This window comes from Priestia sp. FSL R5-0597 (assembly GCF_038006305.1).
GTDB lineage: Bacteria > Bacillota > Bacilli > Bacillales > Bacillaceae_H > Priestia > Priestia zanthoxyli.
Genome location: NZ_JBBOUZ010000001.1, coordinates 1121887 through 1143394, shown reverse-complemented (window position 1 = coordinate 1143394; position 21508 = coordinate 1121887). Strand labels below are relative to the sequence as shown.

Here is a 21508-nt window from a genome sequence, read left to right as displayed (position 1 = left end):
ATTTAACTTACTTGTAGTATTCTACGATTATTATACCAATTCCTACCCTCTTTTTTCTATTTCCAACCATTATCATCCTATAAAAAAGAACCTCAATTCTCATTGAAGTTCTTTTTTTCAAAATATTCCTAAAAACTTTGTAGGTTTGATTCGTTCAGGACGCTCTTTATATACAGCTTCACCTTGAACAATTGACTCCGCGTTCTCTCTAAACATGTAGACCGTTCGACTATCATAGCGCTTAGTTAGTTCGTCATAAGCTCGCTGCAATCCGTACGTTTTAAACGTTTGAGCTGTCACTCCCGACGCAATCACATGAGCAAGCCCATGCTCTATAAATTGAAAAGCAGCTCGCTTGGCTTTACGACCGTTTTGTCCTAAGATACTAGCAGCCGATAATTGAATAATTGCTCCATTCTTTACAAACTGATATAGCTTTTGAGGATTATCTAAGATAAAAGAACACATTTCCGGTTCACTAATAATAGGCACTATTTCCTTTAACTGCATTTTATAAATAATATCCTCAAACTGCTCAATAAAGTCTTCTTCAGTAAGATCTATCATTAAATACTTGCTTGTATTGTTAATAGTCAAGCTTTCTGTGTATAAATTTAGAATTTGTCTAGACGAACGAACTTTTTGTCCAGGAAGAATTTTCAAGGGGATTGATAGTTCCTTTAAGTGGCGATTAACATTATCAATTTGATTAAGAATGCCTTCTTTAGTCTCAACTGATATTTCGCTATTAATAGTGGGTGTGGCTACCGCATGGGTAACGCCTTGTTTGACAAGCATTTTAGCTATATGTATAAATGTATCCTTATCTTTTGGTCCCTTACTAAAGTTAGGTAAAATAAAAGTGTGAATATCAATCATAAAAACTCTCCTCTTATTATATAGATATACTTAATAGTAAAATAAAAGAAGAGAATTAAAAAGATTTATTTTTAACAAAATATACTAATTAAAAGAGTTACGGACGTGAAATATTCAAATTAACGCGCGAAAAGAACAAAAAAGATGTTGAAAAGTTTGCTAAAATCAGGATTTTTGACTTATTAGTTTTTTATCAAATATCCTTCATTAAGAAAAATGTTCGTTCTATCGAAATATTGTTCGGTGCAACAAACACTTTATATTTATATAATATATTTTCTATAAAGAAAATTCAATTTTATTTTTTAAATTTTATATAATGTCACACAAAAAAGACTGTCTAGATAGACAGTCTTTTTTCATTTACTATTGGTGAAATAAATTTCTAGAGCTTTTGCCCACGCTGTATTTCCCTTTTTGCTTGGTGCTGTTTTATTCGCAGTTAAATAGTTCAACAAGTTTTTAGAATCACTCTTTGGCCATTCTGACCAATGGTTAATATACTCATACCCATTTTTCTTAGCAAATGCCTTTAATTGCTCTGCCTCTTTTGGATAATTAGTTGCGTTATAAATAGGATGAGATGGCTGAATAATTGTTACTAAATCGTCTACATTCTCATTGATATGGGTCATAATTAGATTAATATTGTCAAGCGTATTTGTAATACCTACAACTCCATTGTCATTAGCTAAAAATGGCTCAAATAAAAGTACATCTGGCTTCGCTTCAATGACCTTTTCATAAAGTTTTTCTCGAATAAACTCGAGCGAATTTTTATCTTTATATTCTTGAACTTCAACTTCTACTGCTGATCCGTATGTATCGTTCAACTTCTCCTCTAACTGAGCAGGCCATGCATCTGACTCTGTTGAGGTGTCTTGTGACCCTACAATAACTAATTTAATTGGCTCTCCAGTTTTCTTTGCCTTCTCTAATTTCTTTACAATAGATGTAGGAAGGTTCGCCGTATAGCTTTTCCAGTTCTCTGAAGAAGCTTGAGACGATGAACTACTAACTGCAGTTGGACGTGCAACTCCTTCTGCTTCAACTTTCTCATTCCAGTACATTTTACCTGCTACTATTGTAACAACTAGAGTGAGAGTAGCAATAATATTAATCCATACTTTCATAAATGATCTCCTTACTATTTTATTTATTTATCTATTATAATATAATTCCAGAAATTTTTTATAAAAAATGATTAATTTTGTCATTTTTTTTGGTAAAATAAAAGAATGATTGTGTCTTTTATCACATGTTAAAAGTCTTGACATTATCAGCAACAAATTTCTTGTAAAGGAAGAGTGAGAATGGAAGAAGAACGTAAGCGTAAGAAACGCAGAAAGAAAAAGAAAAAAGGATTTAAAATAGCTTTGGGCATTATTTTACTACTTATTATCGGAGTAGGCATCTACGGCTTTTCTGTTTATAATTCAGTTGCCAATACATTTAATAAAACACATGAACCATTAAGTAGATCAGTTTCTGAAAAGCGCTCGACTCAAGTAAGTTTAGAGAAAAAGGACCCTATTTCTATTTTACTAATGGGGGTAGATCAGCGAGGTGCTGATCGAGGACGGTCTGATTCCCTTATCCTAATGACTGTTAACCCTACAACCAACAAAGTAAAGATGGTTAGTATTCCTCGTGACACGCGCACTGAAATCATTGGTAAAGGCAAAGAGGATAAAATTAATCATGCTTATGCTTTTGGCGGCATAGATATGTCTGTTAAAACTGTAGAAAATTTTCTTAATGTACCTATTGATTACTATGTACAAGTAAACATGGAAGGTTTTAGAGATATTGTGGATGCTGTAGATGGCATTACTGTTAACAATCCTTTTGCTTTTGATATTGATGGCGTTCATTATTCAAAAGGCAAACTAAATTTAGACGGAGATAAAGCTTTACTTTATACCCGTATGCGATATGAAGATCCACGTGGCGATTTCGGACGACAAGAAAGACAACGTCAAATTATTCAAGCTGTTATTGAAGAAGGCGCAAGTGTAAAATCTTTGGCTAACTACGGTCATATTCTTGACGCAATTGGTAATAATGTAAGAACTAATTTAACATTTGATGAAATGAAAGAGATTCAGTCTAATTATAAAGATGCTCGTAAAGACTTAGAGCAGATACAAATTGACGGTAAAGGCACCAAAATGAACGGAATTTATTATTACCTTGTTTCTGATTCAGAACGAGAAAAATTATCTACTATGTTAAAAGAGCAATTAAATCTTAAATAGTACACAAAAAGTGAAAGAAGCTTTGCCTCTTTCACTTTTTCACTCATTTTTTATTTTTTTAAAGGACTTACAACTGTTCTATATAATAATTTGGAGGAATTTTATGGTTTTTTCTTCTCGAAAAACACCTTTATCGGTGCTTTTGTTTTTTACAATCCTGATGTTATTTGCCGGTGTAATTGGTTTCTTTGCAACTTTCTTAAATATTCCAATTCTTAAGCTTTGGAAAGAGTTTTTTGTTTTAATTCTATTTCTTGTAGGGATTCTTTTTAATGCGCCACACTATTCTATAAAACCCTTATATACATTGTACGGGTTTACTCTGTTCTTCTCTCTTGTGGTAATTAACAGCTTATTTAAAAGTGATTTACAATTTATTCTATACCAGTTGAAATTAGATGCATTTATTGCTTTGTTTGGAATTGCCGTATATTATTGTTTTAATGCTTTGCAGTCGAGCTCTATCCTATCCTTTTATAAGACTTTCATTAAAATTATTCTAGGTTTAGGAATTTTAAATAGTCTAGCTATTATTGCTCAACACTTTTTCACGAGCCAATTTTATAGCTTAGTTGGCCTCGGAACGGAAGATTGGGGAAGTTCTACAGGAGTTAAAATTATTACGGCAGCAGATCAATTACGTGCTCCAGGTTTACAGTTGACTTTCGTAGCATCAGGCAGTTTGATGCTATTGTGTATTGTTCTACTCTTAGAAAGCAGAAAGATTCATAAGTATGGTACATCAATTATTGTATTATTGCTTAGTGTATTTTTAATTTCGCTATACTTCTCTACTTATAAAACAGCTCTTATTGCTGCAGGTTACTATTTTGCGGTTAAAACTTTAAGTTATATTTTCAAAAAATTTGCTACTGTGATGGTAACAATATGTAGTGTAATTGTTTTATGTTACTTCTTTATGTCTACCCATTTTATGAATATGTACTATTTCTTTGCTAAATTTAATGAGTACTACGCTTATAATAGTATTTATATTCGTATTCAACAGCATTTGGATATACTAAAGCAATTTCACTCATGGCACGATTATCTTTTTGGAGTAGGAATGGGAGTAAACGGACGATTTGGCCTTGAAAGAGCAAATGATGTATTGGCCACAGATAGCACATATATTTATTTATTAAGCAATTACGGTTTCATTGCTACAGCAGCATTTGCCTTAGCCCTACTGGGGTTAATTATTAAATTTTTCAACCATAGTCACTTGGATGTTTTAGGGGTACGATACATGCTTTTATACTTATTATGTATAGAGTTCTTCTATAACAATTCTATTGTTAACTTTCCTTGTAACATGATTTATTTAACACTAATTATTTCTACTTACCTTTACAGTAAAAAATGTATAAAGGAAGAATCTACAGAAATAGCAGCATAACAAAAAGCCCTGACATTTCAACATGAAATGTCAGGGCTTTTATTAATTAGTACCATAATAATAGTAATATTGGCTATCATTGTCCATCTTTCGATTATTTAAAATAACTCCTAATAATCTACCTTTAGAATTACTTAATAACCCCTTAGCCTTCTTAGCAGCGTCCATATTAGTCTTGCCACTACTTACTACTAAGATGGTACCATCGGCTTTGTTAGATAGGATTTGTGAATCTGTAACTGCCAGTGTTGGCGGCGTATCAAAGATAATAAAATCAAATTCAGCTTTCATTTGCTCCAACACTTCATTCATATAACCTGATGCAAGAAGCTCTGAAGGGTTAGGTGGTATTGGACCACTTGTTAAAACGAACAGATCTGGAACATCTGTCTTTTTAACCGCATTTAATAATGTTTCTTGTTTTGTTAAAACATTTGTAAAACCAACGTAGTTTTCTAATCTAAAAGAGTAATGTACAGTTGGTTTTCGTAAATCACTGTCTACTAAAAGAACTTTCTTGCCTTGCTGAGCATATACAATCGCTAAGTTAGCAGATGTCGTAGACTTCCCTTCACCAGGACCAGAAGAAGTCATAACAATTGTCTGAATATCCTCCTCTAAAGTAGAAAATTGAATATTTGTACGAATTGTACGATATTGTTCGGCCGATGGTGATTTTGGTGAATTATGTGCAACTAAACGACGTTGAACTGTCAACAGTTTATCGTTATTTTTATTTTTGCGAGCCAATGGATTCCCCCCTCACTCTCTGACGACTAGAAGAATGAGCTCTTCTACTAGTAGACAAGTTAGTGTCACTAATAGGTGCCACAATGCCCATGATTGGCAACTCTAATAAACGTTCTATATCATCTTCTGTTTTTACTGTGTTGTCTAGCTGTTCAACTAAAAATACAACACCTAACCCTACAATAAGACCTAACACAATTCCGATACCAATATATAACGGCGGATTCGGACTTACTGGAGATATGTTCTCCTTAACTTCCGCTGGTGCTAAAATACTAACATTATCGATATTCATAATCTTTGAAACTTTACTTTTGAATACCTGTGCTGTTTTGTTTGCAATTTTAGCTGCTACGTACGGTGATTCATCCGTCACTAGTACTTCTACTACTTGAGTATCTTTTGCACTTGTAACTTCTATCTTTTCGTTCAATTCTTCAACACTCATATCTAAATTAAGTTCAGATTTGACTTTTTCAAGTATTGCTGGACTTTTAATAATAACGTTATATGTGTTAATTAATTGAATATTTGTTTCTACTTCTCCAGAGTTATAGAGTTGCTGTTCAGACTTAGCCTGGTTCACCAGTAGCTGTGTTTTCACTTCATAAGTTGGCGTTAAAATAAAAAAACTTAAGACGCTACTGATTATCGCTGCTATCAAAGTAATAATACCGATAAGCCACAGACGCTTTTTAATTGTCCGAAACAAGTCTCTCAGCGTGATTGTTTCTGCCATGTTGACCTCCAATAATAGATGAATTCATTCCTATTCATTATAATAGAACTTTTATCCAACTTCTACACTATTTTATAAATATTTGATAAAATTCTCTAAAAAAAAACAACTACTTACCTGTTTTCTAAACTAATGAATAGTTCTTAATTCATATTTTTTAAGTGACAGGTTGATTCTTTTTACTTATTATACTATCTACTAATTCGATTACTTCTGTTTGAAGTCTTTCCAATAAATTTTGGCTTTCTTCTAGATTTTCACCTTGTACAGCAAAATAAAATTTAGCCTTAGGTTCCGTTCCAGACGGACGAACAGTAAACCATGATCCGTCGTTTAGATAATATTTTAAAACATTAGACTTCGGTAAATGAATGTTTTCCAATCTATTGTGAACTACATCCACTTTTTTACTAGATTGGTAATCTTCTATGAACGTCACAGACTTACCAGCTACTTGCGTTGGCGGATTATTTCGAAAGGAAGTTAAAATTCGTTCAATTTGCTCTGCTCCGTCTTTTCCTTTAAGCGTTAAAGAATAAAGAGATTCTTTGTAGTATCCGTATTTTTCAAAAATCTCTAACAGACCCTCATAAAGAGATTTCCCTTGCGCCTTATAAAAAGCTGCAACTTCAGCTGCAAAAACTGCTGACTGGACAGCATCTTTATCACGTACAAAGTCCCCGATTAAATAGCCATAGCTTTCTTCATATCCAAATTGGAATTGATACTCTTTTGTCTGTTCAAACTCATTAATTTTTTCGCCAATAAATTTAAAACCTGTTAACGTATCAATGGTTTCTAATCCGAAGCTAGTAGCAATAGCACGGCCAATTTCCGATGTTACAATTGTTTTAACAACGACTCCATTTTCAGGAAGGATATTTTGTTTTTGCTTTTGTGTTAACAAATAGTGAAGCATTAAAGCACCCATTTGATTTCCTGTAAGTACTACATATTCACCATCTTCATTCTTCACTGCCACACCTAGGCGATCAGCATCTGGATCTGTTCCCATTAGGATATCAGCATCAATTTCCTTGCCATATTGAATAGCTAATTCGAAAGCTGCATGTTCTTCAGGGTTAGGCGATTTAACGGTTGAGAAGTTAGGATCCGGAAGCTCTTGTTCCTTTACAACCGTAACATTTGTAAAACCAAATGCTTTTAATCCGGCACGAACAGGCTTATTGGCAGTACCATGTAGAGGTGTAAAAACAATTTTCAAATCTTTTCCCGCTTGCTCTACAACTTCACGATTCAACTGAATTGTTTTCAACTGTTCCGTATAAGCTGCATCAACTTCGTCGCCAATATACGTCAATAATTCACTAGCAAGAAGTTCTTCTTTTTCTTTTACTGGTATCACCAACTCATTTTCCACTGCATTTACATAAGAAATAATAGTATCTGCAGCAGCAGGCGGAAGCTGTCCTCCATCTTCTCCGTACACTTTATATCCGTTATATTCTGGAGGATTATGACTGGCTGTAATTACGATTCCAGCAAATGCATTTAAATAACGAACGGCAAAAGATAGCTCAGGCGTAGGGCGTAACTCTTCAAAGATATACGTTTTAATTCCGTGGTGCCCTAATACTTTTGCTACTTCTAATGCAAATTCAGGTGATTTGTGACGAGAATCGTAAGCTACTACAACTCCTCGTTTCTTGGCACTATCTCCATTTTCCTTAATATAAGAAGCCAGACCTTCAGTGGCTTTACGAACCATATAAATGTTCAAACGGTTTGTACCAGGTCCAAGCTCTCCTCTCATTCCGCCTGTGCCGAATTCTAAGTTTTTATAAAATGCATCTTCTGCTGTTTTTTCATTTTTTGTCATTACGAGTAACTCTTTTTTTAATTCTTCATTCAAATCATCAAACATTAGCCATTTGTCTAGCTGTACTTGCCATCTCACGTTGATGACCTCCTTTACTATTTGGTTGTGAAGCAATTAATTGTACCTGTCCTTCAATAGTAAATGAATGCATTTCATGTGGAATAATAAAATGATCACCATATTTAATTGAGTATTCTTTATCTTCTGAAATTATTTTACCTTCGCCATTAATCACACTTACTAGTGTAAAGTAGCGTTCTTGAGTTAGTGATAAGGAGTTAGTAATGTCCCATTTATATATAGTAAAATAATCTTCTTCTACGAATGTTGTAATGCTTCCTCCAGCTGTTTTAGCGATAGCTGGCTCAATTTTAGCTGCAGTATGAGGAACAGTAGTAACATCAATTGCTTTATCTAAATGAAGCTCTCGAAGCTTACCATCCTGTCCTCGGCGATCATAGTCGTACACGCGATATGTAGTGTCTGAACTTTGCTGAGTTTCTAGTACAAGCGTTCCTTTACACAAAGCATGAATCGTACCGCTTGGAACGTAGAAAAAATCACCTGGCTTAATTTTGACTCGTTGCAGAAGACCTTCCCAATTACCATCTTCCACCAACTGAACAAATTCTTCTTTGGACTGCGCATGATGTCCAAAAATCATATCTGCGTCTTCATCGCAGTCAACAATATACCAGCATTCTGTCTTGCCCAGTTCACCATTTTCAAACTTATTGGCATACTCATCATCCGGATGAACCTGAACAGATAAATCATCATTTGCATCTAGAATTTTAGTTAACAAAGGAAAACGGTCGCTTTCAAAATGACCAAATAAATCTGGATGTTCTTCCCATAGCTCTCCTAAGCTTTTTTCAGCAAACTTCCCAGATGCTACAACACTTTGACCATGTGGGTGAGCAGAAATTGCCCAGCACTCTCCCGTTCTCGAGGATGGAATGGTATATCCGTATTTTTTATTTAGCTGATTTCCACCCCAGATCCTCTCTTGAAATGATGGTCGTAAAAAAATAGGTTGTTTCAATGATTGTACATCTCCTCTATTATTACTTATATAACGTTTTTAGCAGCAAAAATACCAAACAAAAAAGAGTAGATGAAGCTACTCTTTTTTGCTTTTGCTCCTACACTTCTTTTACACTTAATACATGCTCCTGAATAGCGTCCCATTCCATATATAGTCGAACAATGTCTTCTTCGATTAATTGAGAACCAGTTTGCACTTCAATAAATTCCATATCCGAGATTGCTTTAATGGCATGCTTCTCTCCTGCTGCTATTTTTAGCACATCCCCCGGTTTTACCATTTGCAAGCGGTCATTTAAAACTAGCTCGCCTTCTCCTTTAATGATTGTCCATACTTCGTCCCTATAATCATGCAGCTGATAGCTTAAATTCTTGCCTGCTGCTACGCCAATTCTTTTTGTTAAGACTTCTTTTTCTTCCTCAAGCTTTGTATAGTCTAATACGCGATACCATCCCCAGCGACGTTCTTCGTACATAGGGCGATTGTCAAACTCACCTACTAACTCTTTAATACGAGGGCTGGATTCTTTATCCGATACAAGAATGCCGTCAGGACTTACAGCTACTACTAAGTTAGACGCTCCAAGTACTGTGACCGGGATATCTAGCTCGTTAATTAAATGAACTCCTTCGCTGTCTTCACTGATAACACCTTTACCAATTTTGACTGTGCCCATTTCTTCCGTTAATGTATTCCAAGTTCCTAAGTCTTTCCAATAGCCGTCATATGGAAGAACCACAATGTCTTTTGTTTTTTCTACTACTTCGTAATCAAAGCTAATCTTAGGAAGAGTACTATATTGTTTCAGCAACTTTTCGTAATCAGTTGGCCAGCCCTTAGCCTCAAGAATAGAAATCACATATTCTAGTTTGAAAGCAAATACTCCGCAATTCCATAAAGCGTTATTCTTAATTAAATCAGCGGCTGCCGCTTCACTCGGCTTTTCTGTAAATCGGTTAACTGAAAGGTAATCCGCTTTACTTGCTTTCTTTTTTTCTGAAGGAACAATATATCCATATTTAGATGAAGGATATGTAGGGGTAACACCAATAAGGGCTAACTGTGCTTCGCTCTCTTGCACAACTCTTTCTAATTCTTTTACTCTATTAAAAAAAGCATCATCTACATACGGATCTACTGGAAGAATAGCTACTACTTCGTCTAATGAAGCTTTTTTAACACTGTATATATAAGAAGCAGCAAGAGCAATAGCCGGAAATGTATCTCGGCGCATAGGTTCTACAATCAGGTCAGCTTCATTCGATAACTGACTGTGAATCATATCAACCTGAGATTTGCTCGTTGCAATGACTGAAGATTCAGCGAGTCCAACATTCTTCAGCTGATTCCATACTCTTTGAACCATTGATTCAAGCGACTCATTTTTATCTTCTAATACTTTTAGAAATTGCTTTGAACGCGCATCATTGGACAGCGGCCATAGGCGCTTGCCAGACCCACCTGATAAAAGTACTAAATTCAAATTTATGCCCACCTTATTAAATTATTTGTTTGTATACATCAATAATTTTTTTATTCATTATTTCACTAGTAAAGTTGTCCATAAAATAGTCATAACCATTTAGACCTTTACGTCGCAGCTCAGCTTTATTAAGCGAGTTCAAGATTTGTTCCAATGTACTTAACTGATTAAGCGAAAAAATATAACCATTATCATTTCCAACTAAATCAGGTAACGCTCCTCGATCACTTACTATAATTGGCTTTGCGTTTTTCATTGCTTCCACGGCAACTAGTCCAAAACCTTCCCATCTGGAAGGAATAATCACCGCATCAAATAACTCATAATATGAATCTAGCTGATTATTATCTACCCAGCCAACGCTTATCACATTTTCAGGGATTTCAATTGCACTATTTTTCAGCACGCTATCACCAATAATATATAGCTGGATATCTTTATTTTTATAGCCTGTAAAAAACTCAATTAAGATATCTAGTCCCTTTTGTCGGTCAAATCTTCCTACAAATAAGAGGTTTATTTTTTCTTTATCGACTTTAAGGTTTGGATTTCCATCGCGTACAGTTGTATTAATTCCATTGTTAATGAGCGCTAATTTATTATCAGTAAACCCTAATTCAAGAGATTTATTTTGTTCGTTTTGCGAAATATTGATAATTTTATCTGTCTTTGTAGACAGTACCTTTTCAACAAACGTAAAGACCTTTTTCTTTAAGGAAGATAACTCCATCAAGAAAGCCCATCCATGTGAACAATAAACAACTTTATATTTCTTTCTTCTAAAAAACAAAGGAAACCTTACAAACACTCCTGCAAACGTACTGTGAACATGTACGACATCAGGCTGTACTTGATCGATTGCTTTTTCTATTTGTTTAACCGCACTTGCAACGCTCTTCAAATTCCGTTCGTATTTATAAAAAAACAGGTGTTCAGAAGGAAGATCAAAATCTTTATCAGAATTTGTGTCACTTGCAACAAGATAGATTTCTTCAATATCTTTGCAGTGTTTCTGGTAATCGATAACTTCCTTTACATAAGTGGCTACTCCGCCTTTTACGTATTCACCTACATGCATTACTTTCATAGGGGATAAATCTCCTTTCATAAAAAGACCTTTGCCTTTTTATGCATCCAGCGACTTTGTATATCCGATCAGCTGATTAGCTGCTGTTTGCCAAGAAAATTTTTCAGCTTGTTTTAAACCTTTTACTTTTAGCTCTTGCTTTACATCATCACTATTCATGACATATCTAATTTTATCCGCAAGTTCTTGTGAATCGTTCGGATTAAAGTAAATAGCAGCGTCACCAGATACTTCAGGCATCGGGCCAACATTGGACACAAGTACAGGACATCCTGTAGACATTGCTTCCAAGGGAGGTAATCCAAATCCTTCATAAACGGACGGAAATACAAAGCAGCCTGCATTCATATACAGACCTTTTAAATCTTCGTCTGTTACATATCCAACTTGCTTAATGTTTTCATTTTCAATGTTAATTTTATTAAAAACTTTTAAATCCGTTCCGCCAGCTATAACAATCTGAAAATCTTCGTCTTGCAAATACTCGGTAGCATCGACTAGCGCTTTGAAGTTTTTGTTTGGATTCATACTGCTCACAGCCAGAATGTATTTCTGAGGCTTTAAATCAAACTTCTCAAGGATTGAATGATCTTCTTTAATAGAATCAAAATGTTCTTTGCCTTCAGAAATTAACTCTAATTTCTTTGAGCTGATTTTTAGATATTTTATTAATTCCTCTTTTGAAAATTGAGAAATAGTTAATACTTTTTTTGATCTAAGTTTGAAGAATGTGAACATTGTTTTGTACCACACTCTAAAAGCTTTTGAAAAGCCTTGCGGTGAAGCATAGACAGCCGTGTCATGAATCACAACAATTTGATTTTTTTTCAAAATAGGACCCGTATTACAGAAATTAATTAAAGGCTTTGCTTTTACATAAACCGGTAGCTCTAACTGCTCCCATTTATGTCCTGTAGATTGGCCAATTGATTTGATTTTTATGTTTTGAAGCGAATGCTCCCCTTCATAATTAGGGGGAACTAAAATCGTGAATTGAACGTCTTTTTGTTTGTCTAAACGCTGTATGATTTCCCACGCAAACCGTTGCACACCTGTTACGCGCTGAGTCAAAAAGCGTCCATTTATATATACATCCATAGTATTCTCCTTATATTCATTAAAATTTATTCCTAATAGGAAAGGGAAGCCTTGAAAAAGAGAGAAGGCAATTAACCTTCTGATCTCTTAGGAATTAATTAATGACTTAGAAGTGTAAATAGATTTTCGACCAACAGAATGATATTCAATACCTGCTTCTGTTACGGCTTTTTCATCAAAACAATTACGTCCGTCAAAAACAACAGCTTCGTTCATGACCGTATGCAAGTCTTTTAAGTTCATATTTTTAAATTCATCCCACTCTGTTACAATTACTGCTGCATCGGCATTTTGTAGAACACCTGAAAGTGATTCTTCGTAAGTAACTGCTTCTGGAAGAAGTGATTTTGCATTTGCCATAGCAATTGGATCGTATGCTTTCACTTTAGCTCCTTGAGCAATTAATTCTTTTGCTAAAACAATAGAAGCTGCTTCACGCATATCATCAGTATTTGGTTTAAACGCCAGACCCAATAATGAAATAACTTTTCCTTCTAAACTGCCAAATTTATAAACAATTTTATCTACCATTAGACGCTGCTGATTGTTATTTACTTGAATAACAGATTTAAGCAACTCAAAATCATGCTCCACTCCGCCTGCGATTTGCACTAATGCATGGGTATCTTTTGGGAAACATGACCCTCCGTAACCAATTCCCGCATTTAAAAAGTTTCGGCCAATACGCTGATCATAGCCCATACCATTTGCTACATCTTCTACATTCGCCCCTAGCTTTTCACAAATATTAGAAATTTCGTTAATAAAGCTAATTTTTGTTGCTAAGAACGCATTTGATGCATATTTAATCATTTCAGAACTTGAAATGTCTGTTTTAAATACTGGAATATTCAAAGGCTTGTACATCTCTTCAAGAATAGCCGCTGTTTCAGCGTCATCTGTTCCGACAACAATTCGATCCCCATTAAATGTATCTTGAACCGCTGAACCTTCGCGTAAAAACTCAGGGTTTGAAGCAATACTGATTTTTACGTCATTTTTAAGATTTTCACGGATAATTTTCTCTACTCGATAATTTGTTCCTACTGGCACTGTACTTTTTGTTACAACGACCACGTCAGTTGTTACCTCTTGAGCAATTTGCTCTGCTACTGCTTCAATATATTGTAAGTTTGCGGAACCGTCTGGAAGCTGAGGTGTTCCTACTGCGATGAACACGACTTCTGAATTTTCGAAGCCTTCTTTATGGACATTTGTAAAATGTAAGCGACCTTCGTTAATATTTTTAACCATTAGCTCAGCTAATCCTGGTTCGTAGATGGGCGATTGCCCTTGTCTCATTTTGTTAATTTTGTTGATGTCTGTATCAATACACGTAACATCATGGCCAATTTCTGATAGGCATACCCCTGTTACAAGCCCTACATATCCAGTTCCTACCACACTAATTTTCATGTTATACTCCTCCTACATGCGTGCCTTTATAACACTTGTTACATTACTTTCTCATACACGCGTTTGTAATCTACAAGATTGTCTCTATATTTAACGGAATTTTCGTAACTATCAGAAACTAACTTTTCATATGATTTGCGCGACATTTTTTGGATAACGATTAATTTTTCTTTTAACTCTTCTATATTTTCTCTTTCAAACAACATATCTTTTTCAGGAATTAATTCAGGAATGCCACCTACAGCTGTTGCAAGAACAGGAGTCCCTTGCTGATAAGATTCGATGATTACTCGTCCAAAAGGCTCAGCCCATTTTGACGGTACGACGGTTACATCTACACTGGCCATCTGCTGATACACTTCTTCTTGGGTAATTTTTCCTTTTACTACAATTCTGCTATCTGTCTTAGCGATTTCTTTTATTTCGTCAAGCTGATCTCCTGTACCGCAAATAACTAGCTTATTCACAATCGAAGAATCTAGCTGTTGAATTGTATTTACAAGCATCATAACGCCTTTATTAGAAGCCACTTGGCCAAAGTACCCTACCGTTAAAGGCTCACCTTCCACTCTTTGTATACGTTCGAAACGCTCAGCATTTACTACATTGCCAATAACGTCTGCATCGGAGCGTTGAAACAACTGATGATCTTGATGATACTTCAAAATATAATTTGAAATACCGACCACTTTCTTCACGTTCAAACTTCTTTTTACATTGACCTTATGAATGAAACGATTGACCACACCGCTATTTACGGGCTCAATAAGAGCATAGTCACGCGTTGTGTGAACAATTGGAATAGATAGCTGGCTGCAGATATTCCATAGATAAGTTCCGATACCCATTAAATTCTGAGAATGAATGAGGTCAGGTTTAATTTCTTTTAACACTTTAGTCAGTAATTTCGCCTGAGCTGGCTGATACATATTAATAAAATGCCAGGTTAACTTTTTTAAAGTCCCCTTATCTTTTCGATCTAAAGGTGAATAGATATTTAGTGAAGGCAAACGGTGCACCGTGACTCCGTTAATAACTTCTGTAAGAACTTTCTCTTTTTGTTCGCCTGTTGTTAATACATGCACTTCGTAATCAGCTGACAATCCTTCTGCAAGCAATTGAGTTGAAATTTCAGCTCCTCCTACGATGGTAGGAAAATAGAAGCTATTGACAATCAATATTTTTTTTTTCATGCTCTCCCTCTTTTTAACGACAAAAGTTTATGCTGCTTGTTTCTTTTTAACGTAGTTAAGAATCCATTTAGACTGGGATTTATTAAAGATAAACGAACCCGCAATATAAGCAGCCGCACCAATTGCAATTTTAAGTACAAATAGAATCAATACGTTTATTTCAATCTCTAACAAATTCATTCCATACAGTACAATAATCATGAGTACTAACGATTGCACAGTAGGCAGCAATTGTTTACATACAGCTCGTACAGATACACCTAAATGCTTTCTGATGAGCCATAATCTTGTTGTCTCTACAAGAACAACGCGGCAGCACTCTGCTATAGCAACTGCTAGAAGGCCGTGCTTTACTCCAATAAGAACTAACGCCGTAAAAGAAACAAACGAAAATACACTAAGCTTCATTTCTAAATCAGGTCGCCCGATACCTCGCAGCACCGGTCCTCCTACTACACTGATAGAAGATATTCCCCCCGCTATGAGCAGCAACTGAAGAACAGGTACAACGGCCATCCACTTCTCTCCATACAGGACGTAAATAAACTCATGTGCTACAAGGGCTAAACCGAAGCAAATTGGAAGTGTAATAAAGGCTAATTTTGAAACGACGTTTAAATACATATCTTTTAGTTTGCTAGGATCGTCTTGCTGTCTGGATACTTCTGGAAAGACAACCCTCATCACGGCACCTGAAAGATAATATCTAGCTAGTGCTCCCCATTGAAAGGCTAGTGTATAAATTCCTAAGATTTTATCTCCTAAGAAACGCCCTACTAAAAAGAAATCTACGTTGTTATTCATATACATAAATAATTGAGAACCCAGTACATTTGCGCTATACAAGAATAAGTCCTTCAACTCATCCATGTAGATAGCAAATTGAATACGGTATTTAGAGTATTTAAAAACAACTAAAGATTGAATAAACGGTCTAAATACATATTTCGCTGATACTGCCAATAACCCGTTGATATAGAGTGCTAGGATAATAGCCGCGATACTTGATACTACCTCAGCTAAGATATCGACTTTTGTTACATCTTTAAATTGATTATTTTTCATTAACAGCGCTCGATGGGTACTTCCAATCGAACCTACTAAAATCCCTATACAAATAAAATGTAAAATGGTAATTACGTGTGTATCGCGATAAAAATCAGCGATAGCTCCTGAACTAAAGTACAGAGCTCCCGCGATAACAATAGAAAAAATGATATTCAGCCAAAAAGTAGTAGAGACAACTTTTTGAATATCACCTTTTTTAAAGATTAAATATGAGTTTAAGCCAGCCTCTTGCACTACAAATGCAAATCCAGCAAACACAATAGCCATCCCTAAAATTCCAAATGTTTCTGGACTCAGGATTCTGGCTAATGCTACATTGGTCATAATGTTAATGAACTGAACGCCGACAATACTCAGAAACGACCATATAGTATTACGAGACATTGAAGAAGACATAATTTCACCTATTTATTTCTGAATTTAATCGTTCGTTTAATATGCATCTTTTGATCCAAATAAAACGCCGACTGTTTTTAAAATGATATTGATGTCGTATCCAATCGTACGTTTTTGGATGTACTGCAAGTCAAGCTCCACCATTTCTTCAAAACCTATACTGCTTCTGCCGCTTACTTGCCAAAGGCCTGTACAGCCTGGTGTTACAAGAAGTCTCTGCTTGTCATACTCAGAATATTGTTCAACTTCCCTTTCGATAGGAGGCCTTGGTCCTACTAGACTCATTTCTCCTTTTAAAACGTTCCAAAGCTGAGGCAATTCATCTAAGCTGGTTTTTCGAATAAAACGTCCAATTCTTGTGATACGAGGATCATGTTTCATCTTGAACATGATACTTCCTGTTTCATTTTTCTCAAGCAAATCTTTCAGTCTTTCTTCAGCATCAGAGACCATGGAACGAAACTTAAACATATGAAACTCTTTTTCGTTTTTTCCAATGCGCTTTTGACGAAAAAAGACTGGCCCTTTAGGGTCTTCTACTTTTATAGCAATTGAAATGATAAGAAATAGCCACGATAACAAAATAATTCCAATTAATGCACCTGAAATATCGATAATCCGTTTCCCTATGTAATAAGAAGCAGGTTGTTGTTGAACAACCGCTTCTATGTTCTGAGTTGGGTACGAAGCCGATGATTTACTTTGTGCTACTTTTGATGCACTCAAAAACAAGCCCTCCCATTTACTCCTTATTGTTTTACAGCATTTAATTGAGCAAGCTCATCGATTAGTTTGCGCACATCATCACGCAGCTCCTCGTGATTTAATGCAAATTCAAGCGTTGTACGGATAAAGCCTAATTTTTCACCCACATCATAACGTTTTCCTTCGAAGTCATAAGCAAATACGCGCTGAATTTCATTTAGCTTTTGAATTGCATCCGTTAATTGAATTTCCCCGCCTGCACCAATTTCCTGTTCTTCTAAGAATTTAAAAATTTCCGGTGTGAATACATAGCGTCCCATAATAGCAAGGTTTGAAGGTGCTGTTCCTTTTGCTGGCTTCTCTACAAACGTATTCACTTGATGACGACGACCTTCATTTGAAATAGGATCAACAATTCCATAACGGTGAGTTTGATCGTCTGCAACTGTTTGAACACCGATTACAGATGATAATGTTGTTTCGTATTCATCCATTAATTGACGCAAGCAAGGTGTATCAGCTTGAACAATATCGTCCCCCAACAGTACAGCAAAAGGCTCGTCTCCAATAAAATTACGTGCACACCAAACAGCATGTCCAAGACCTTTTGGCTCTTTTTGACGGATATAGTGAATATCTACGTTAGAAGACTGACGAACTTTTTCCAGCAAATCAAACTTCTCTTTTTCCATTAAGTTGTTTTCTAGTTCAGGTGCATAGTCAAAATGATCTTCAATTGCACGCTTTCCTTTTCCCGTTACAATAATGATATCTTCAATACCTGACTCTACTGCTTCTTCAATTATGTATTGGATTGTTGGCTTATCGACAATCGGCAGCATTTCTTTTGGCATTGCCTTTGTAGCCGGTAAAAATCTTGTTCCCAACCCTGCAGCTGGAATAATCGCTTTTCTTACTTTCTTCATAGTATTCTCTCCTTTTTAATAAGTAATGGGGAAGGTACTTAATCTAAATTAAATACTTAGGTAGGAAATAAACTATTATTCCTTACCTAAGTATTTAATTTTAAAGCGGGCATCTAACCCTCCCTCACATTGTACTTTTGACGACTAGCGTCTAAGGCTTGATAACCCACAGCACAATCGAGTATCTCCGTTGATAACGGCTAGGAGACATCACCTAAATCTTTAAGTTTTAGATTTTTTTATCTTACAAAGAATAATAATCCAGTTAAAAGCAAAAAATAACATTTATGTAAGGTAAACTTACATAAACGTTTTAAAAAATGCCTAAAATCTTCTTTCTTTTAATCTTTTCCGGCGGCTCTTTAAAACACATTTTTGCTTCAATAACAGCTTCCGCATTTTCCTGAAAAAGATAAACCATATCTATTCCAAACTCCTGCTCGACCGCATCAAACGCTTGGTCCATTAGAAACCCTCTATTTGTAACATTATGAGCATCAGATGCCACAAAATGAGTTAAATTACATTCAATCAGTTTATTCGAAAACTTTTGAATTTTTTTACCGAAATGACCAGTTAAGCTCGAAGCTGTAACTTGTGTTAAAGCCCCCTTGTTTACCAAATTATAAAGAATATCTGGCTCTTCCATAATTCGACTGTTGCGTTCTGGATGTACAATAATAGGTGTTAACCCTTCTGATTGAAGGTTAAATAAAAGCTGTTCCGTATATCGAGGCACTTGACTAGATGGGAACTCTACAAATACGTATTTGTGCGTATTGTTTAAGGTTAGAACTTTTCCATTCTTGTACTCTTCTACCATCTCTCCAAATATACGAGATTCTTGTCCTGGTAAAATCGTGACAGGGATCTGTTTATCAATTAATATTTTATTTAGAAAAGATACTTTTTCCTCAATATCTTTTTTTTCATTTGTATACTTGCCATTTTGATGATGAGGCGTAGCTACAATCGTTCGAATCCCTTGAGAAGATGCATGCTTAGCCATTTCTATACTGTCTTCTATATCTTTAGCACCATCATCTATACCAGGCAAGATATGACAATGTAAATCAATCATTTTCTCCACCTCCATTAATCCAAAAGACCCAAAATTACACTTAATCTTAGCATAGGAATTTTATAGGTTCAATGTCTTATTTTGTCGAAATTCACGAAAAGCACATTTTTTTACTTTTCATGTCTGTTTTTGTCTCTGAAATAGTTCTTATTGTTCATTAAAATATCAATCATAAGTCTAAAGAAATATCATTTCAATATAATATCCATTTTTATCTTATTCTGATATTTTCTATAATATAGTTTATATATTACCAATAATCGGTCGTTTTTTCGTGAGACTACAGACTTGTTTATTTTTTCAGATTATTTTATGTTATACATAAATAATTTAAATGTTGTTATCGCTTTCATTATTATTATTATCACATTTTGGTGAATTTTGAACTCTCTTAATCGAGCTTAAATAAACGGTTCTTTAGACCTATTTGTTTTTTATAATAAAAACGCACCCAGTAAATATTATTTATTTACTGGGTGCGTTCTTTTGTAGGTTATTATGCCTTAGTTCCATAATAATAGTATTGGCCATCAGCAGGATGCTTTTTCTGATTTAGTACGACGCCTAAAAGTTTGCCATCAGCATGTTCTAAAATATCTTTGGCTTTTAACGCTGCATCTTTTTCAACTGCTCCGCTCTTCATCACAAGCACTATGCCGTGGCATTGATTTGCTAAGATATGAGCATCTGCTACCGGCAGAACCGGGGGTGTATCAAAAATAATCATATCAAATTCATTGTACATCTCTTCAAATAACTCTTCCATTGCTTGCGAACCCAGTAGCTCAGCTGGATTTGGGGGAATAGGGCCGCTTGTTAAAATCCATAAATCTGGGACATGTGAACTTTTAACAGCTGCACCTAAAGTCGTTTGCTTTGTCAACACATTCGTTAAACCAATATGGTTCTCTAGCTGAAATGTATACTGTACAGTTGGCTTACGCAAATCACCATCCACAAATAACACTCTTTTTCCTTGCTGAGCAAATACTACTGCTAAATTAGCTGCTGTTGTAGATTTTCCTTCTTCCTGAAATGAAGAAGTTACCATAATCGAACGAATATTACGATCTACATTTGAAAATTGAATATTTGTACGCAGCGTTCGATATTGCTCTGAAATAGGAGACTTTGGTTTTTGATGTGAAATTAAGCTTCGCATATGAGTTAATTTCTTTGATCCTGCGTTTTTAGATTTTTTAAACACTGTGAGTTCCCCCTCTCGCTGGTGCTAGAGAATGCGAAGAAACAGATGATCCTTTTAATTCTTCCTCGTCCATAAGAGAGATTACTCCAATAACAGGGAGTTCCATAATCTGATCAATGTCTTGTTCATCTTTAATACTATTATCTAAATACTCTAGTAAAAATGAAAGAGCAACTCCTGCCATCAGTCCTACCACAACCGCAATTGCAATATTTAGAAGCGGCTGGGGCTTAATTGGACTTAAACTTTCATCAAGCTCTGCCTTTGCTAAAATACTTACGTTGTCGACACTCATAATTTTAGGCACTTCTTTTTTAAATACAGCTGCCGTTGTATTAGCAATTTTTACTGCTAGTCTGGCATTTGTATCTTGTACTACAATATGGGCAACTTGAGAATCTTGTGAGTTCGTTACTTGGATTTGATTGCTTAACTGTTTAGGAGTCATGTCTAAGTCTAATTGCTTTGTTACTTCCCCTAAAATTGCTGGACTTTTAATAATGTCATTGTACGTTTGAATTAACTGAACATTTGTTTGCAATTCAGATGAATTGTAAAACTGCTCTTTTGACTTTGCTTGATTAACTAGAATTTGAGTGTTAGCTTCATATACGGGTGTTAAAATAAAAAAACTGACGACACCGCTAATTATTGCTGCTATGATTGTAAGTAAAGCAATTAACCAGAATCTCTTCTTTATGACCCCGAATAACTGTTTTAAATCAATAGATTCTTCCATAACTGTCCTCCGAACTTAATAACTTCTTAAAAACATCTACTTCTCACTATACTTTACAAAACTATAATTAACTATACTATTTTGTAAAATAGTTGAAAAATTGACATTCACTTTTCTATTCCCGTATTTATATCGACACAGTTGATAATTTGTTTACTATCTAAGTTAGAAAGTATATAAAATAAACAAAAGGTTT

Annotated in this window: 19 protein-coding genes; 2 read left to right on the top strand and 17 right to left on the bottom strand. The window is 35.1% G+C overall.

The window, feature by feature from the left end:
• Positions 1–117: 117 nt before the first annotated feature.
• Together MKX72_RS05810 and MKX72_RS05805 are read right to left on the bottom strand one after the other, a co-directional pair.
• On the bottom strand, positions 118–879 hold the full coding sequence (locus MKX72_RS05810; protein WP_155008329.1) for a tyrosine-protein phosphatase: 762 nt from the start codon (positions 877–879) through the stop codon (positions 118–120).
• Between the two features lie 359 nt (positions 880–1238).
• A complete protein-coding gene (locus MKX72_RS05805) occupies positions 1239–2012 on the bottom strand; it encodes an SGNH/GDSL hydrolase family protein (RefSeq protein ID WP_155008330.1) in 774 nt (257 codons plus the stop codon).
• Between the two features lie 180 nt (positions 2013–2192).
• On the opposite strand from MKX72_RS05805, the gene tagU reads away from it, so the two are divergent.
• Both tagU and MKX72_RS05795 read left to right on the top strand, forming a co-directional pair.
• On the top strand, positions 2193–3137 hold the full coding sequence (gene tagU, locus MKX72_RS05800; RefSeq protein ID WP_155008331.1) for a polyisoprenyl-teichoic acid--peptidoglycan teichoic acid transferase TagU: 945 nt from the start codon (positions 2193–2195) through the stop codon (positions 3135–3137).
• 103 nt (positions 3138–3240) lie between these two features.
• On the top strand, positions 3241–4536 hold the full coding sequence (locus MKX72_RS05795; RefSeq protein ID WP_155008332.1) for a hypothetical protein: 1296 nt from the start codon (positions 3241–3243) through the stop codon (positions 4534–4536).
• A gap of 42 nt (positions 4537–4578) precedes the next feature.
• On the opposite strand, the gene MKX72_RS05790 is transcribed toward MKX72_RS05795, so the two are convergent.
• The 15 genes from MKX72_RS05790 to MKX72_RS05720 all read right to left on the bottom strand — a co-directional run bounded on the left by MKX72_RS05790 (position 4579) and on the right by MKX72_RS05720 (position 21312).
• Entirely contained in the window at positions 4579–5286 is a 708-nt protein-coding gene (locus MKX72_RS05790) for a CpsD/CapB family tyrosine-protein kinase (RefSeq protein WP_155008333.1), read from the bottom strand.
• The gene (locus tag MKX72_RS05785; RefSeq protein WP_121944605.1) at positions 5270–6025 is read right to left on the bottom strand and encodes a YveK family protein; all 756 of its coding nucleotides are present in this window, start codon (positions 6023–6025) and stop codon (positions 5270–5272) included. The genes MKX72_RS05790 and MKX72_RS05785 overlap by 17 nt, the downstream gene beginning before the upstream one ends.
• Before the next feature lie 157 nt (positions 6026–6182).
• Positions 6183–7943 (bottom strand): phospho-sugar mutase, encoded by a 1761-nt coding sequence (locus tag MKX72_RS05780; protein WP_155008334.1) that lies wholly within the window; start codon positions 7941–7943, stop codon positions 6183–6185.
• Positions 7903–8910, bottom strand: coding sequence for a mannose-6-phosphate isomerase, class I (gene manA / locus MKX72_RS05775; RefSeq protein WP_155008335.1), 1008 nt, complete (start codon positions 8908–8910; stop codon positions 7903–7905). Before manA ends, MKX72_RS05780 begins: the two co-directional genes overlap by 41 nt.
• A 100-nt stretch (positions 8911–9010) precedes the next feature.
• Positions 9011–10396, bottom strand: coding sequence for a sugar phosphate nucleotidyltransferase (locus MKX72_RS05770; protein WP_155008336.1), 1386 nt, complete (start codon positions 10394–10396; stop codon positions 9011–9013).
• A gap of 16 nt (positions 10397–10412) precedes the next feature.
• Positions 10413–11483 carry a glycosyltransferase family 4 protein gene (locus MKX72_RS05765; RefSeq protein WP_235918770.1) on the bottom strand — a complete coding sequence of 357 codons (1071 nt, stop codon included), beginning with the start codon at positions 11481–11483 and terminating at the stop codon, positions 10413–10415.
• A gap of 39 nt (positions 11484–11522) precedes the next feature.
• Positions 11523–12581 carry a glycosyltransferase family 4 protein gene (locus MKX72_RS05760; RefSeq protein ID WP_155008337.1) on the bottom strand — a complete coding sequence of 353 codons (1059 nt, stop codon included), beginning with the start codon at positions 12579–12581 and terminating at the stop codon, positions 11523–11525.
• Positions 12582–12668: 87 nt separating this feature from the next.
• Positions 12669–13997, bottom strand: a complete 1329-nt coding sequence (locus MKX72_RS05755; protein WP_155008338.1) for a UDP-glucose dehydrogenase family protein — start codon at positions 13995–13997, stop codon at positions 12669–12671.
• A 38-nt stretch (positions 13998–14035) separates the two neighbouring features.
• Positions 14036–15190 carry a glycosyltransferase family 4 protein gene (locus MKX72_RS05750; protein ID WP_155008339.1) on the bottom strand — a complete coding sequence of 385 codons (1155 nt, stop codon included), beginning with the start codon at positions 15188–15190 and terminating at the stop codon, positions 14036–14038.
• A 27-nt stretch (positions 15191–15217) separates the two neighbouring features.
• Complete coding sequence (locus tag MKX72_RS05745; protein ID WP_155008340.1) at positions 15218–16654, bottom strand: lipopolysaccharide biosynthesis protein; 1437 nt, start codon at positions 16652–16654, stop codon at positions 15218–15220.
• A gap of 36 nt (positions 16655–16690) precedes the next feature.
• Positions 16691–17323, bottom strand: coding sequence for a sugar transferase (locus MKX72_RS05740; protein ID WP_186808535.1), 633 nt, complete (start codon positions 17321–17323; stop codon positions 16691–16693).
• A gap of 80 nt (positions 17324–17403) precedes the next feature.
• A complete protein-coding gene (galU, locus tag MKX72_RS05735; protein ID WP_098660363.1) occupies positions 17404–18285 on the bottom strand; it encodes a UTP--glucose-1-phosphate uridylyltransferase GalU in 882 nt (293 codons plus the stop codon).
• A 313-nt stretch (positions 18286–18598) separates the two neighbouring features.
• Entirely contained in the window at positions 18599–19366 is a 768-nt protein-coding gene (locus MKX72_RS05730) for a tyrosine-protein phosphatase (protein ID WP_155008342.1), read from the bottom strand.
• 496 nt (positions 19367–19862) lie between these two features.
• Positions 19863–20528 carry a CpsD/CapB family tyrosine-protein kinase gene (locus tag MKX72_RS05725; protein WP_155008449.1) on the bottom strand — a complete coding sequence of 222 codons (666 nt, stop codon included), beginning with the start codon at positions 20526–20528 and terminating at the stop codon, positions 19863–19865.
• 37 nt (positions 20529–20565) lie between these two features.
• Positions 20566–21312, bottom strand: coding sequence for a YveK family protein (locus MKX72_RS05720; protein ID WP_155008343.1), 747 nt, complete (start codon positions 21310–21312; stop codon positions 20566–20568).
• Positions 21313–21508: the final 196 nt, after the last annotated feature.